Source organism: Colwellia demingiae (genome assembly GCF_007954275.1).
GTDB classification, from domain to species: domain Bacteria; phylum Pseudomonadota; class Gammaproteobacteria; order Enterobacterales; family Alteromonadaceae; genus Colwellia; species Colwellia demingiae.
This window is the reverse complement of record NZ_VOLT01000002.1, coordinates 648,415-662,641: the sequence shown is the minus strand read 5'-3', so window position 1 is coordinate 662,641 and position 14,227 is coordinate 648,415. Positions and strand designations below refer to the sequence as shown.

Genomic DNA, 14,227 nt, shown 5'->3' with positions numbered 1-14,227 from the left:
GCTCGACTTGCATGTGTTAAGCCTGCCGCCAGCGTTCAATCTGAGCCATGATCAAACTCTTCAATTAAAAATCGTTTGTGTAACCTCATCGCAAGCGATGTGTTACTGCTCAATGAATTCTGTCGTGATACCAACCGAAGTTGATATCGCATTACATAGTCGCTACACATCTAACTAAAGATACGTAACTATATTTATTTGCATGAACATCATTCATTAAGCGTTTTTTTGTTCTCCCCGAAAGGAAAACTATGTAAAACAACATTAATGTGAGTGCTCACACAAATTGCATGATAACTAATTGTTAAAGAAGAACTTCTTAACTAAGCACTTGGCTTAAGTAGAAGTAGATGAGAGTCGCATTCGCTCTTCACCTGAGACAAACTAAGTTGAACTTAATTTGCGTTGCTCGTTGCTGTTGCCCCGAAGCAGGATGCGTATAATACGCTTCCGAGTTTTGATGTCAACGTTTATTTTAAATATTTTAAAAAAGATTTAAAACTTGATGTTAACTTACGTTATTTACTGCCAAAGCACTTAGATAACGTATCAAAACAGTTCGTTGATGATTCATTTTGCGTGAACCCCTTGGAACTGGAGCGCATTGTAGAGATTTTTATTATTAGGTCAACCCTTTTTTACGGATAATCCCAATAAAAATTAGTTTGCTTAACTTTCATACAGCCCTTGTGTGTGTTTACCTCGATACGTTCAATACTTGCTCATATTAAATGATCTCATTTCAATTACTTAGTTTACTCTTTATAATTTTTTTAGTTACTAAGCCCTTCAAATACTGGTTTTATTAGCTAGCTATGTTATTTTTATTACTACTTGCCATTCAATTAAATTGCAGTATTGCAATAGGTGCTAAATGAGTACAACTAACATACGTCCTTATAAAGGTATTCTTCCTTCTATAGGGTCAGATAATTACATTGATGAATCAGCTATTCTCGTTGGAGATATTACTTTATCTGATGATATCAGTATTTGGCCGCTTGTTGCCGCACGTGGTGATGTAAACACTATTACTATTGGTTCTCGAACAAATATACAAGACGGTACTGTTTTGCATGTAACGCGAAAAAGTCCTGAAAACCCGCAAGGTAACCCATTAATTATTGGCAGTGATGTGACCGTTGGACATAAGTGTATGCTTCACGGTTGTCAGCTTGGCGATCGAATACTCGTTGGTATGGGAGCGATAATTATGGACGGTGCTGTTATCGAGGATGATGTCTTTATTGGTGCTGGTAGTTTAGTGCCTCCCAATAAAACACTGGTTAGCGGTTATTTGTATGTCGGAAATCCGGTAAAGCAAGCTAGACTTCTAAAAGAAAGTGAATCAGCCTTTCTCAAGCAGTCAGCCATAAATTATGTAGAGTTAAAAAATGAGTATTTAAAGGAGTAATTATAATAATTAGCGCATTTGTATGTGAATAGTATTTCCCTCTGGCTCATTTTTTTCGAGCCAGAGTTCAACTATTTCTTCTAAATCAAATTTAGTACAGCTGTCTATTTCTTCCAATTTCCTTAGCTGCATTGAGTGAAAGTAAATGCTAATAACTTGAGCTGATAACAATACAGTAAAACACCAAGCGTCTTGCTCTTCATCAAAGGCTAAATCATCATTAAACAGAATGGCTTGATTCATACAAATTTCTCTTTTTATTTTAAAGAAGCTCTTAATTTATCAATTACTGGTTGAACTTCGGGAGTAACTCCTCGCCAAACTTCAAAGCTAACGGCTGCTTGCCCTACTAACATACCTAAGCCATCAACCACTTTCATTGCCCCATGTTCTTTTGCCCATTTAAGAAACGGTGTTTCATCCTTTCCATATACCATGTCATAACAAACTACATTCTGACTTATAATTGATGTTGGGATCGGTGGTAAATCGCCAGATAAACTGGCAGATGTCGCGTTGATAATAAGATCGAAGTCTTGCTTTGCTAAATCAATATAACTAGAAGCACTAATTCGATTATCTGCAAAGTGCTGGCAAATCTTATCAGCTTTACTTACTGTTCTATTGGCAATAACAATGGATCGAGGGTTTTGTGCAAGTAAAGGTAGTAAAACTCCTCTTGCAGCTCCACCAGCACCCAATAGTAATACTCTACTTTCATTTAAAATGACTTGGTTAGTAATTAGATCTTGAACTAAGCCTTCACCATCGGTGTTATCACCGAATATCTTGCCATTTTTAAAGGTCAGTGTATTAACTGCGCCAGCTAGTGTCGCACGTTCAGTGAGCTCATCTGCTAACGTTAATGCTTGTTCTTTAAAAGGTACCGTTATATTTGCGCCTTTTCCACCTTGATGGATAAATTTTGCAATGGCATTGGAAAAACCATCAATTTCAACTAACTGCTTTTGATAATTGATACTTTGTTGACTCTTATTCGCAAATATATGATGAATATCTGGAGAGCGGGAATGTTCAATGGGATTTCCAAAAACGCGGTATTGATCTGGGCTATGTTGTGTCATGGTTATTGCAATAAATTAACTAATGATTACAGCCTATCTTAATCATTAGTTAATGAAAACAAAAAAGCAGTAACCCTTTCGAATAAGTTACTGCTTTTAATTCTGGTTAATAATTAGCTTAATTTAGAATGTGTAGCCAAGCATAACTGAATAAACCATAGGATCAACATCAACACTTGCGCTACCTTTGCCAACTAATCCTCCTGGTACATTTAAAGCATTATCAATATCAAACGTAGCTTTGGTGTTAATATCAATGTAACGAGCTGAAACATTAACAGACCAATTTTTATCTAGCTCATAATCAAGACCAAGCTGAACTGAATAACCCCATGAACCATCAAGTTCTAGATTACTGAAGCCTGCGGCTTGAGGCGTTGAAGTGAAATCTTCATCGAAAAATATCGTATAGTTCACACCAACACCAACATATGGTTTAAATGCAGTGCCCGTATCAAAATAATAGAGCGCACTTAGTGTTGGCGGTAAATGGCTTACTTCTGCTAACGTAGCAGCATTTAAATCGATGCCATAAATACTATTCGTAACACCTTGTGGGTCATGTAATATCACATCATGAGTAAAAGGAGTCGCCGCTAATAATTCAATCGCCCAATTACTATCAAAAAAGTACACTAGGTTTAAACCAAATTGGGTATTGTCGTCTACCGATATAGATAACGGTGTTGCAGATCCATCTAAGAGTACCGTTGCTTCATTACTACTTGGTGATACCATAGTAGCACCACCACGAATGAGGATGTCGCCAGCTTGGTTTGCAAAAGCTGCAGTTGAAAGACTTGATAGTAAAGCTATGGTTAATAAAGTTTTTTTCATGATTTTTTATCCTTAAAATAATTAAGGGTATAATAATCATGTTGCTTTAATAAAACTTGATTTAGCGCAAGGTTTTGACCGCTAGAGATGGAGCTAATCGATACTTTGATCTCGATCAAACTCTTTTGAAAATCAAAAAGAAAATTGTATTAAATAGCTTTATTTATGAATAGACTAGCCGCGATATTCCCTCAACATTACCCTGTCTAAAAATTCATTTAATTTCTGATGACTTTACCTGTTAACGCATCAATAATTTTTGACGGTGAGGTATGACCTAAAGTCACTCCCTCAATAATAAAATCCACTTGCTTAGATAATGCAGGGTCTAATGTTTGCCATTTTTTAGCCGGTTCTTGTCCAGATAAGTTAGCACTTGTCGATACTATTGGTTTATTTGTTTGTTTACATAAGGCAACTACATCTGGCTGAGTGGTGATTCTCACCGCAATGGTGTCAAAGCTTCCAGATAAAAGCGATGAGATATTATTATTTTTTGGCACCAGTTGAGTGATGCTATCAGGCCACCTTGCTAACAAGGTAAAACGCTTATCTAGTGGAATTTTACTGTCATCTATATAAGGAAGTAATTGAGAATAGCTACCTGCAAGTAAAATTAGTCCCTTTTCAGGAGATCTTTGCTTTAACTTTAATAATCGCTGGAGTGCTTCTTCATTATCAGGATCACAGCCAAGACCGAATACGGCTTCTGTTGGATAAGCAATAATGCCACCTTCTTTAAAAGCATCAACAACATTTTTTTCGCTCACAGATAACCCTTCTATTAATAATCATATCCATCACAATATTACCAAACACTACTCATAAACGCCTAATGATGGATTAATTTATCAATAGAAAAGTTCTATATTCCGTATTTCGTTAAACAAGGTTATAATTGCAGCTCTATTTTTACTTTCTTCATCTATGAAGAACATTCTATTTTTAAAGGGCATAAATTCATGACAGTCGGTATCATCATGGGATCAAAATCAGATTGGCCAACAATGCAACATACAGCAGACATGCTTGATTCTTTAGGTGTACAGTACGAAACTAAAGTAGTTTCTGCACACCGTACTCCTCACTTACTTGCTGAGTATGCTGAAAGTGCAAAAGATAGAGGTATTAAGGTAATCATTGCAGGCGCTGGTGGTGCAGCTCATTTACCAGGTATGGCAGCAGCTTATACTTCATTGCCTGTTTTAGGTGTTCCAGTGCAATCTAAAGCGCTTAATGGACAAGATTCTTTATTATCTATTGTGCAAATGCCAAAAGGTATCGCAGTAGGTACATTGGCCATTGGCAATGCCGGTGCTGCCAACGCAGGTTTACTTGCAGCACAAATTATTGGCACTCATAACACTGAGATCCAACAAAATATCGAAGAGTTTCGTCGAAAGCAGACAGAAACCATACTTGCTAACCCAAACCCGGCAGAATAAAAACCCTCATGAATAAAATTCTCATACTTGGCGCAGGTCAATTAGCTCGAATGATGGAATTAGCGGGCACACCTTTAAACTTAGATATTAAAGCACTAGATGTATCAAGTAATAAGGTTGTACAACCACTTTCACCTGAAAACATTTGTGGCGATTTAGAAGCAGGCATTAAAAATGCTGATGTAATTACCGCAGAATTTGAGCATGTTGCCCATGACATACTTGCTGAGTGTGAGCAATCTGGGAAGTTATACCCGACAAGTAACGCTATTAAAATTGGTGGCGATAGACGGTTAGAAAAAGCATTGCTTGAATCTTGTAATGCCGCTAATGCCAAACATTACTTTGTTAACTCTAAAATAGATTTTGATAAAGCAATTGAGCACTTATCTTTACCTATTATCTTTAAGACTGCACTTGAAGGGTATGATGGAAAAGGGCAATGGCGATTAAAGTCAGCTGCTGATGCCGATGTAATCTGGCAAGATATGGCAGACTTTCTTGCGGCTTCAAAAACCACTGTTAAGCAAGGTATTGTTGCTGAGCAAATGGTGCCTTTTGATCGCGAAGTGTCCCTTGTTGGTGTTCGTCGAGTTAATGGTGACGTTGCCGTATATCCTTTAACAGAAAATCATCATACTAATGGCATTTTAAGTGTATCAGTGGCTGCGCCTGTTAATGAACAATTACAGCAACAAGCCGGTACAGTATTTAAGGCCTTATCAGATAAGCTCGACTATGTTGGTGTTATGGCTATTGAGTTTTTCCAAGTTGGCGATCAACTATTAGTTAATGAAATTGCACCAAGGGTTCATAATTCTGGACATTGGACCCAACAAGGTGCTGACACTTGTCAGTTTGAAAACCACTTAAGAGCCATCTGTGATTTACCTTTGGGTAGTACATCACTTGTTCGCCCAACAGCAATGGTTAATATTATTGGTGAAGATACTGTTCCTAATGAGGTGCTTGCGATATCAAGCGCAACTATTCATTGGTATAACAAAGGTAAACGTGTGGGTCGGAAAATGGGCCATATAAATGTTAGTGGTGAGAATGAATTACAACTTGCTCAACGTTTACAACACTTAGCTGATATCCTTTGCAAAGAAGCGTTTCCTGATCTTAGTGAATTCGCAAAAAACTATTTAGAAAAACATAGCTAATAAGTTTTAGTAAAAAAAAAGACGCTATTTAGCGTCTTTTTTTATGAGTAGCATTATAGATATTTATAATAATTTTTGCATGTGAGAACATTTTTTATCTGCACACTGGTATTTAATTCCAGCAGCCATATTTCTTTTTAACAACAGAGGAAATTGACACTTTTCACATTGCCCTTCTACCGGCTCATGATTAACGACGAATTTACACTTTGGATAAGCATCACAAGAGTAAAATTTCTTGCCAAAACGACTGGTTTTTTCTTGCAAGGAGCCATGTTTACAGCTTGGGCATACCACGTTCTGTATGAGCTCTTGTGCCTCATGTTCAATATGGTGGCATTGTGGAAAGTTACTACAGCCAATAAACATACCATAACGACCTTGCTTAACTGCTAACACATGGGAGCATAATGGACACTCACTACCCGGTAGTGGTTTATCTTCAACACGTTCATGCTCTACTACTGCCCGAGTATATTGACAATTAGGGTAATTAACACAACCTAAAAAGGTCCCAGACTTACCATGTTTAATGGTCAACTCTGATCCACAATCAGGACACACTTGATACTCTTTCTCTAAAGCATGTTCGTGTTGAGTAAAGAGTGGTTTATCAGATTCAGACATTATTGAAAATTGCGTTCAAAACAAGTGTAGCGCTATTATGCCACAAAAAAATTCTGAACAATACGATCGGTGATTGCTGGCTAAATATAGCAGATAGTTAGCCAGCTTTATTGACGTTGTTAGTGAAGAGGCCCTTCTTGTTCTTCGAAAATTAAGTCTTCTAATTGTGAATAAGCCGACTCTTTACCTGGTACATTAAATAGCACCATCAGGATTACCCACTTTAAATCATCCATAGAGAAGTACTTAGTATCAAGTTCCATTACTCGGTCAATAACCATTTCGCGAGTAGTAAAATCAAGTACATTTACTTGCTCCAGAAACAAGATAAAACCACGGCTTGGAGTATCAAGTAACTGCATTTCTTCGCTAGTATAAATCCGTACAGACTTACTGCCTACGCGCGTAAGATATGGATAAGCATCAGTGTCTTGTAATGCGGTAAGTTTTTCTAGCCAATTTAATGCCTTGTATATTTCATCCTGATGAAAGCCCGCTCTTGTTAACTCATCGGTTAACAGCTCATTATCCACCATGGCTTCTGATTCATTTTGGATATACGTTTCAAAAAGATACATTAAGATATCAAACATAATTAGCCCCTTATATACTTTATTGCGTTCTAATATAGCCACCAGGTACCGCAGATACCAGACCATTTAGCTCCAGCATTGTTAATCTAGTTAACACTTCCTCTACGGGAAGTTCGCTTCGTAAAACTACTTTATCTACGGGAGTAATTTCAAATCCCACACTATCCAACAACGCATCGTTACACAAGACTTTTTGATTTATTTCATCGCCTCCTTTGTGAGTAGCGTGTGTAGCTGACTTTAAAGGCTTTAACTCACTCTTTAAGTGTAGACTAGGTTTATCTGCAAAAGCGAACTCATCTATTATATCGGCACATTGCTCAACAAGTTTAGCGCCTTGTTTAATTAACCAGTGACAGCCTTTTGCTTGTTTATTTTCAATAGAGCTAGGAATCGCAAAAACATCTCTGTTTTGCTCTAGTGCACAACGCGCCGTAATCAAAGAGCCACTTTTTAATTCAGCTTCGACGACTAAAACACCTAAGCTTAAACCACTAATAAGGCGGTTTCTTTTTGGAAAATGCCCTGCCCTAGCTTGCGTACCAGGTACAAACTCACTAATGATGGCTCCGCTAGACACTATAATGTCCTGTGCCAAAGAGTGATGTCTGGCTGGGTATACCTGATCTAACCCTGTAGCAACTACTGCGATTGTGCTTGCAGGCTCACAAAGGGCTCCTCGATGTGCTGCAGCATCAATACCAAGGGCTAATCCGCTTGTAATAATAAAATTATGCTGCGCTAGTTGTTGGCATATTTTGAAAGCGGTATCTCTGCCTCCTACGCTAGCAGATCGACTTCCTACTACGGCTACCTGCGGCGCATTAAGTAACAATGGATTCCCCTGCATAAATATCACTAAGGGTGGATCATAGATTTGTTTGAGTAATTGAGGGTAGTAAGTATCGTCATAGCAAATGATGGCGCTATTACATGCAGCACTTGCATGGATAATATGAGTTATTTTTTGCCAGTCAGGCTGATGAAAAGCGTGAAGTTGTTTCACACTTAAGTTATTAGCTGAGCTAAGTACTGAGGATTTATTGTCTAACGAAAATAATGCTGTCAAACCAAAGGTCTCAACAAGTGCTATTTTTTTGTGAATGGCTAACCGAGGAACAAATTTTAAAGCTAACCAGTATTCAATATTACTTTTACTGTTATTAATCATTACTTGTCTTCTCCTTAAGAACAAGTCATACCTTTATTTTCCCTCTAATAAGGAGGGAAAATAAAATATTTAACAGTTGGTTATTCTGGTGTAGTAATCAAATCATTTATTCTTGCCGGCTTATCGGTATGTAGAATAAGTGCCATACTCGCTTTTTGGTAAACTTTAAAAACCATTAACTCACCTAACGGCTCTTCTGGCATTTTATAATCACTACCCGTAATTTTATTCCAACGTGAAGACTCCACACTATAAGCAGGACCACTGCCAGTATCTACCACGGCAGGACTTGTCCGTTTTATCGCCATAACATCACCAACGGTCACGTCATGCTCTATGCCACGATTAATCATAACAACTTCAAGCTTAGCAAATTCACGGCCATTGCTCGTGGCTTTAACAATAGAACCACGAAGTGATTTATTAGCTGCTTTCATAGAAAAAATAGCTGGTAACAATTGTCCTTCATTAACAGGTACTACATAATCCCCGGCATGGATTTCTCTTTTTACAGAGCCAACATTCATAGTAGAAGGCACATCATTTTCCATATCGCCACGTTTTATTACTTGCCCCGTTCCCACCAAATTGACATAAAAACCTAACGAATCCTCAGTTTCAGGATCAAAGATTTCTTCACCTTTATCATAAATCGCATAACTTTGTGCGACCTCGAGGTCTCTGTTTACGTAGACTTTAAAGTCTTTCGTTGTCATTCTATAGCCTTCATCACTACCTATAATGTGGGGTAGTGCTCCTAGCTCATCTTCGGTAAATAAATGGTCATATCTAACAAAAGGAGCAATAACTTCTAGCGGTAACAAAGTAATAGCAGAGTCTTTTTTCTTCTCTTGACGAATTTTTGGCGACCATTTGTAGCTTGGTTTTACCGGCTCGACCACTAGCATCGGCTCACCATTTTCATCAAAAACAAGTTTTAAAACATCACCGGGATAAATTAAATGTGGATTATTGATTTCTGGATTTAAACGCCAGAGCTTCGGCCATAACCAAGGTTGCTCGAGAAACAGGGCTGAAATATCCCATAAGGTATCACCTTTTACTACTACATGTGTCTTAGGCGCGTCCTCATTAAGTGTTATCTGATCAGCAAGGGCTACCAATGAACAAGATATTAAAGATAGTGAGAGTATTATTTTTTTAAGCATGGAGCTCATTCCTTTTCGTGCATACTACTGTAACGCACTATAATTATTAGTTATATCGAGTGACTTAAAAATGCAGGTTTCAGTTACAGTTACTTGAGTATATAATTAAAACATAACATTCTAGATTAATTATCGCTAATTCTTTTAATAAAATATGACTATTTTAACTGTTTTACGTTTTCCTGATCCGCGTTTGAGAACAAAAGCGCAGCCCGTTACTGATATTACTGATGCTACGGCTACAATTATAGACGATATGCTGGCAACTATGTACGCAGAAAAAGGCGTAGGTCTTGCTGCTACCCAAGTAGATATTCATCAACGTATTGTTGTTATGGATACTTCTGAAGATAGTGACCAACCCATCATCTTTATCAATCCCGAAATTATTGCTACCAGTAACGAAACATCGATCAATGAAGAAGGTTGTTTATCCGTACCGGGTACTTATGCCAAAGTAGACCGGCATGATGCGTGTACCGTAAAAGCACTCGATCGTCATGGTAACGAATTTACTTTGAACGCCACTGAATTACAAAGTATTTGTATACAACATGAACTTGACCACTTAAAAGGTGTTTTATTTGTTGATTACCTATCTCCTCTAAAGCGTCAACGCATTCAAAAAAAGCTTGAAAAAGAAGCAAAGATTGACAAAAACAACAAGTAAGTACTTACTCACTTACAATAATAGGAATTCCTTTGGTTACTCCACTAAATATCATTTTTGCAGGTACTCCTGAATTTGCTGCCCAGCATTTGGCAGCGTTGATTAATTCTGACCATAATGTTGTCGCCGTTTATTGTCCGCCTGATAAACCTGCTGGCCGCGGTAAAAGGCTGACCGCTTGCGCAACAAAATTACTCGCACTAGAGCACAACATTATTGTTGAACAACCTATTAATTTTAAAAATGAAGAAGACCAACAACAATTAGCTCAATATAATGCTGACATTATGGTTGTTGTTGCTTATGGCCTGTTATTACCTGAAGTCATATTAAATTCACCGCGCTTAGGCTGTATTAATGTGCATGGCTCAATTTTGCCTAAGTGGCGTGGTGCAGCACCTATTCAACGCTCACTTGAAGCAGGAGATGAGAAAACCGGTGTCACCATTATGCAAATGGACAAAGGTTTAGATACTGGAGACATGATTTTAACCGCTGAGTGCGAAATAGAAAACATAGATACGAGTGCAAGTCTTTATGAAAAACTTGCCAACTTAGGGCCAACCGCATTAGTTAATACATTAACTATTATGGCTGAACCTGATTACCAAGCCAGTAATCATAATGTCGCTCAAGATAATGAGTTAGCCACTTACGCTAAAAAACTTGATAAAGCTGAAGCTGAGCTTAATTGGCAATTAAGTGCCAACGAACTTCATCGAAAAATTCGTGCTTATATCCCTTGGCCAGTAGCTCAATTTACCGTCACAGAATCAGAGACTGAATCTGAATCTGAAGGTAAACAGCATAGATTACGAATATGGCAAGCATCAGTGCAAGGATATCAAGGCAATGCTGATCCAGGCACGATAATAAAAGCAGACAAAGATGGGATAGAAGTAGCAACAACCAATGGCTCATTACGACTCGAAGTTATTCAACTTCCTGGGAAAAAAGCATTGGCTGTGAAAGATATCCTAAATGGTCGCAGCGATTGGTTCGTTGTTGGCAGCCCTATAAACAAGCTTGGTTAAGAGAAACAATGACAATTAATATTAGAGCTCTTGCAGCAAAATGTTGTTACGCCGTTATAGATCAAGGGCGAAGCTTAAGTGATGAACTCCCAAAACAACAAGATAAGTTGATAGGTAAAGATAAAGGTTTACTGCAAGAAATTTGCTACGGAGTATTGCGGTACTTACCAGAATTAGAAAATGATGTGAGTCAATTGGTACAAAAGCCAATAAAAGGCAAACAGAGAGTCTTTCATTTTTTACTTTTAGTTGGGGTTTATCAAATAAGATATATGCGTATACCTGACCACGCCGCGGTGAGTGAAACTGTAGCAGCAACAAAAACGTTAAAAAATGACCATATGAAAGGATTGGTTAATGCTGTGCTTAGAGGCTTTTTACGTACATTAGAAGCAGAAAGTAAACAAGAAAACAAAACAGATAAAAAGATACCTGATCCAATAAAATACAATCACCCTGGTTGGTTTATTAAAAAAATACAACAAGCCTACTCAGATCAGTGGCAAGCGATACTCGATGCAAATCAGCAAAAGCCTCCTATGTGGTTACGTGTCAATCAACAACATCACACTAGTGAACAATACCAAGCGTTGCTCGTAGAAGCGGAAATTGAAATTGCTCACGTTGAGCCAAACTCCCAAGCAATTGCACTTGCTAAACCTCTCGATGTCGCTAAATTACCGGGCTTTGATGATGGTTGGGTTTCAGTACAAGATGGCGCGGCTCAGCAAGCAGCACGTTTGTTAGATTGCCAACCCAATGATGTTGTATTGGATTGCTGCGCAGCACCTGGTGGTAAAACCTGCCATATTATTGAGCAAACCCCTGACATTGCCTCAATGACAGCAATTGATATTGAAGAAGGCCGCCTCACTCGGGTTCATGAGAATCTAGATCGCTTAAACCTAACGGCTAACGTAATTACTGCAGATGCAGCGACTAAAGATTGGTGGTCTGGTGAACAATTTGATCGCATATTACTTGATGCGCCCTGCTCTGGAACTGGCGTAATTCGCCGTCACCCTGATATAAAGTGGTTACGTAAAGCTGATGATATTGATAAGTTAGTTGTCTTGCAGCAGCAGATCCTTGACAATATCTGGTCGTTGCTCAAACCGGGCGGTACCTTACTTTACGCAACGTGTAGTGTTTTGCCTGAAGAAAACTGTCAGCAAATATCTCGCTTTATTGAGCAAAACCAAGACGTACAACTAATTGCCATTAACTGTAATAACCCTGATACTGATGAAAATGCAATCGGTTGGCAATTATTACCTGATGCTGAAAACATGGACGGCTTTTATTACGCCAAATTGTTAAAACTCAAATAACACAAGCAGAAAAGTGACGCATGAAAATAATCATAGTGGGTGCAGGACAAGTCGGCGGTACGTTAGCTGAAAATCTTGTCGGTGAAAACAATGACATTTCGGTAGTAGACGTAGATGGTGAAAAGCTACGTGAACTGCAAGATAAAATGGATTTACAAGTCGTTACTGGTCAAGGGGGTCATCCTGATGTTTTGAAAAGTGCTGGCGCTGAAGATGCTGACATGGTTATTGCCGTTACTAGTGATGATGCCACCAATATGATCACATGCCAAATATGTTCTTCGTTGTTTAATACGCCAAAAAAGATTGCCCGTATTCGTTCGAATCAAATATTAAAGTATTCTGAGCAACTTTTTCATAAAAAGCACATTCCTGTTGATCATATTATCGCTCCCGAAGAATTAGTAACGCGAGATATTGCGCGCCTAATTGATTACCCCGGCGCACTGCAAGTATTAGAGTTTGCGAATGGGAAAGTAAGCCTAGTAGCAGTAAAAGCTTATTACGGTGGTTTACTCGTTGGCCACGCACTTTCAACATTAAGAGATCATATTCCTAATGTCGATACGCGTGTAGCTGCCATATACCGAAACGGTAAGCCAATACGCCCTCTCGGTACCACAGTAATTGAAGCAGATGATGAAGTATTTTTTATCGCTGCTAGTATACATATACGCGCGGTGATGAATGAGTTACAAAAACTCGAATCAGCTTATAAACGTATAATGATTGCCGGTGGTGGTAATATTGGCGCAGGTTTAGCTCGGATTTTAGAAAAAAATCATCAAGTAAAACTCATTGAGCGTTCTCCAAAACGTGCTGAGCAATTAACGTCTGAGCTCAATGATACGTTAGTTTTTGCTGGTGACTCTTCCGATCAGGAATTACTCACTGAAGAAAATATTGATCAATTTGATATATTTATAGCGGTTACCAATGATGATGAAGCTAATATCATGTCTTCACTGCTCGCTAAAAAGCTTGGCGTTCGTAAAACTATGGTCCTTATCCAACGAGATGCCTATATTGATTTAGTACAAGGCAGTACTATTGATATTGCTATATCACCACAGCAAGCCACTATATCTGCCCTATTAACGCATGTTAGGCGTGGCGCTATCGATAATGTTTATAGCTTACGCGGCGGTGCGGCTGAGGCTATTGAAATTGTTGCCAAAGGTGATGAAAAGTCATCTAAAGTGGTTGGTCGTGCAATCAAAAATATCAAATTACCACCTGGTGCTACTATTGGTGCTATTGTCCGTGGTAATGAAGTATTGATTGCTCATTCAAACACCTTAATTCATGAAGAAGACCACGTTATTTTATTTTTAGTTAATAAACGCTACATCTGTGATATCGAAAAACTATTCCAAGTGAGTGCTATTTACTTCTAATATTACTTTCATTAAGTTTGTGCTTTTGTTGTCTATAGAGAAAATACAGCCGCAGAGTATTTTATCCCGTACCAGTGAGTAATAATTTAATACGATTGGCATAACTATCTCCCTCCTTTGACATAAATATTTACAGCTAATCACTTATCCTACAAGTGATTAGCTGTAATAATCCCCTTGTTCACATAATAAAACTTATTATTATTTTCACCCGTTGAAACATATTATACCATTTACATTAATTTAGAGCTCAAAATTCAATGAGGATAAATCTTCAAATTCAAGGCG

The 14,227-nt window shown here is 38.1% G+C and carries 15 protein-coding genes and 1 rRNA gene; 7 read left to right on the top strand and 9 right to left on the bottom strand.

Translation table 11 applies throughout. The features are described from left to right. A 16S ribosomal RNA gene (locus tag ESZ36_RS05610) occupies positions 1 to 67 on the bottom strand; the annotation flags it as partial. An 807-nt stretch (positions 68 to 874) separates the two neighbouring features. Between ESZ36_RS05610 and ESZ36_RS05605 the strand changes: the two genes are divergently transcribed. After that, positions 875 to 1,414 (top strand): gamma carbonic anhydrase family protein, encoded by a 540-nt coding sequence (locus ESZ36_RS05605; protein WP_146784698.1) that lies wholly within the window; start codon positions 875 to 877, stop codon positions 1,412 to 1,414. A gap of 9 nt (positions 1,415 to 1,423) precedes the next feature. Here the strand turns inward: ESZ36_RS05605 and ESZ36_RS05600 are convergent, their stop codons facing one another. The 4 genes from ESZ36_RS05600 to tsaC all read right to left on the bottom strand — a co-directional run bounded on the left by ESZ36_RS05600 (position 1,424) and on the right by tsaC (position 4,106). Continuing rightward, complete coding sequence (locus ESZ36_RS05600; protein ID WP_146784695.1) at positions 1,424 to 1,657, bottom strand: hypothetical protein; 234 nt, start codon at positions 1,655 to 1,657, stop codon at positions 1,424 to 1,426. Positions 1,658 to 1,671: 14 nt separating this feature from the next. Beyond that, positions 1,672 to 2,499 (bottom strand): shikimate dehydrogenase, encoded by an 828-nt coding sequence (gene aroE / locus ESZ36_RS05595; RefSeq protein ID WP_146784692.1) that lies wholly within the window; start codon positions 2,497 to 2,499, stop codon positions 1,672 to 1,674. Between the two features lie 123 nt (positions 2,500 to 2,622). Further along, entirely contained in the window at positions 2,623 to 3,336 is a 714-nt protein-coding gene (locus ESZ36_RS05590; protein ID WP_146784689.1) for an OmpW/AlkL family protein, read from the bottom strand. 218 nt (positions 3,337 to 3,554) lie between these two features. Continuing rightward, positions 3,555 to 4,106, bottom strand: coding sequence for an L-threonylcarbamoyladenylate synthase type 1 TsaC (gene tsaC, locus ESZ36_RS05585; protein WP_146784686.1), 552 nt, complete (start codon positions 4,104 to 4,106; stop codon positions 3,555 to 3,557). Between the two features lie 192 nt (positions 4,107 to 4,298). On the opposite strand from tsaC, the gene purE reads away from it, so the two are divergent. Together purE and ESZ36_RS05575 are read left to right on the top strand one after the other, a co-directional pair. Continuing rightward, on the top strand, positions 4,299 to 4,781 hold the full coding sequence (gene purE / locus ESZ36_RS05580; RefSeq protein ID WP_146784683.1) for a 5-(carboxyamino)imidazole ribonucleotide mutase: 483 nt from the start codon (positions 4,299 to 4,301) through the stop codon (positions 4,779 to 4,781). Positions 4,782 to 4,789: 8 nt separating this feature from the next. Further along, a complete protein-coding gene (locus tag ESZ36_RS05575; RefSeq protein WP_146784680.1) occupies positions 4,790 to 5,947 on the top strand; it encodes a 5-(carboxyamino)imidazole ribonucleotide synthase in 1,158 nt (385 codons plus the stop codon). Between the two features lie 63 nt (positions 5,948 to 6,010). On the opposite strand, the gene ESZ36_RS05570 is transcribed toward ESZ36_RS05575, so the two are convergent. From ESZ36_RS05570 to ESZ36_RS05555, 4 genes are all read right to left on the bottom strand, one after another. Beyond that, entirely contained in the window at positions 6,011 to 6,574 is a 564-nt protein-coding gene (locus ESZ36_RS05570) for a DNA topoisomerase family protein (protein WP_146784677.1), read from the bottom strand. Between the two features lie 119 nt (positions 6,575 to 6,693). Beyond that, positions 6,694 to 7,167, bottom strand: coding sequence for a DUF494 family protein (locus ESZ36_RS05565; protein ID WP_146784675.1), 474 nt, complete (start codon positions 7,165 to 7,167; stop codon positions 6,694 to 6,696). A 19-nt stretch (positions 7,168 to 7,186) separates the two neighbouring features. Then, complete coding sequence (dprA, locus tag ESZ36_RS05560; RefSeq protein WP_146784671.1) at positions 7,187 to 8,338, bottom strand: DNA-processing protein DprA; 1,152 nt, start codon at positions 8,336 to 8,338, stop codon at positions 7,187 to 7,189. An 80-nt stretch (positions 8,339 to 8,418) separates the two neighbouring features. Beyond that, the gene (locus tag ESZ36_RS05555) at positions 8,419 to 9,507 is read right to left on the bottom strand and encodes a LysM peptidoglycan-binding domain-containing protein (protein ID WP_146784668.1); all 1,089 of its coding nucleotides are present in this window, start codon (positions 9,505 to 9,507) and stop codon (positions 8,419 to 8,421) included. A gap of 154 nt (positions 9,508 to 9,661) precedes the next feature. On the opposite strand from ESZ36_RS05555, the gene def reads away from it, so the two are divergent. From def to trkA, 4 genes are read left to right on the top strand one after another with little or no spacing between them, the layout of a single operon-like run. Continuing rightward, a complete protein-coding gene (gene def, locus ESZ36_RS05550; RefSeq protein ID WP_146784665.1) occupies positions 9,662 to 10,177 on the top strand; it encodes a peptide deformylase in 516 nt (171 codons plus the stop codon). A gap of 32 nt (positions 10,178 to 10,209) precedes the next feature. After that, positions 10,210 to 11,211 (top strand): methionyl-tRNA formyltransferase, encoded by a 1,002-nt coding sequence (fmt, locus tag ESZ36_RS05545; protein WP_146784662.1) that lies wholly within the window; start codon positions 10,210 to 10,212, stop codon positions 11,209 to 11,211. Between the two features lie 8 nt (positions 11,212 to 11,219). Next, complete coding sequence (gene rsmB / locus ESZ36_RS05540; protein WP_146784659.1) at positions 11,220 to 12,542, top strand: 16S rRNA (cytosine(967)-C(5))-methyltransferase RsmB; 1,323 nt, start codon at positions 11,220 to 11,222, stop codon at positions 12,540 to 12,542. Positions 12,543 to 12,562: 20 nt separating this feature from the next. Beyond that, the gene (trkA, locus tag ESZ36_RS05535) at positions 12,563 to 13,939 is read left to right on the top strand and encodes a Trk system potassium transporter TrkA (protein ID WP_146784656.1); all 1,377 of its coding nucleotides are present in this window, start codon (positions 12,563 to 12,565) and stop codon (positions 13,937 to 13,939) included. Positions 13,940 to 14,227 lie beyond the last annotated feature (288 nt).

What these genes read in the sequence shown, in the direction of transcription:
- def (WP_146784665.1), top strand. Translation starts at nt 9,662, where the DNA reads ATGACTATTTTAACTGTTTTACGTTTTCCTGATCCGCGTTTGAGAACA.
- ESZ36_RS05590 (WP_146784689.1), bottom strand. Translation starts at nt 3,336, where the DNA reads ATGAAAAAAACTTTATTAACCATAGCTTTACTATCAAGTCTTTCAACT.
- rsmB (WP_146784659.1), top strand. Translation starts at nt 11,220, where the DNA reads ATGACAATTAATATTAGAGCTCTTGCAGCAAAATGTTGTTACGCCGTT.
- ESZ36_RS05600 (WP_146784695.1), bottom strand. Translation starts at nt 1,657, where the DNA reads ATGAATCAAGCCATTCTGTTTAATGATGATTTAGCCTTTGATGAAGAG.
- ESZ36_RS05575 (WP_146784680.1), top strand. Translation starts at nt 4,790, where the DNA reads ATGAATAAAATTCTCATACTTGGCGCAGGTCAATTAGCTCGAATGATG.
- ESZ36_RS05555 (WP_146784668.1), bottom strand. Translation starts at nt 9,507, where the DNA reads ATGCTTAAAAAAATAATACTCTCACTATCTTTAATATCTTGTTCATTG.
- ESZ36_RS05570 (WP_146784677.1), bottom strand. Translation starts at nt 6,574, where the DNA reads ATGTCTGAATCTGATAAACCACTCTTTACTCAACACGAACATGCTTTA.
- ESZ36_RS05605 (WP_146784698.1), top strand. Translation starts at nt 875, where the DNA reads ATGAGTACAACTAACATACGTCCTTATAAAGGTATTCTTCCTTCTATA.
- purE (WP_146784683.1), top strand. Translation starts at nt 4,299, where the DNA reads ATGACAGTCGGTATCATCATGGGATCAAAATCAGATTGGCCAACAATG.
- ESZ36_RS05565 (WP_146784675.1), bottom strand. Translation starts at nt 7,167, where the DNA reads ATGTTTGATATCTTAATGTATCTTTTTGAAACGTATATCCAAAATGAA.
- trkA (WP_146784656.1), top strand. Translation starts at nt 12,563, where the DNA reads ATGAAAATAATCATAGTGGGTGCAGGACAAGTCGGCGGTACGTTAGCT.
- dprA (WP_146784671.1), bottom strand. Translation starts at nt 8,338, where the DNA reads ATGATTAATAACAGTAAAAGTAATATTGAATACTGGTTAGCTTTAAAA.
- aroE (WP_146784692.1), bottom strand. Translation starts at nt 2,499, where the DNA reads ATGACACAACATAGCCCAGATCAATACCGCGTTTTTGGAAATCCCATT.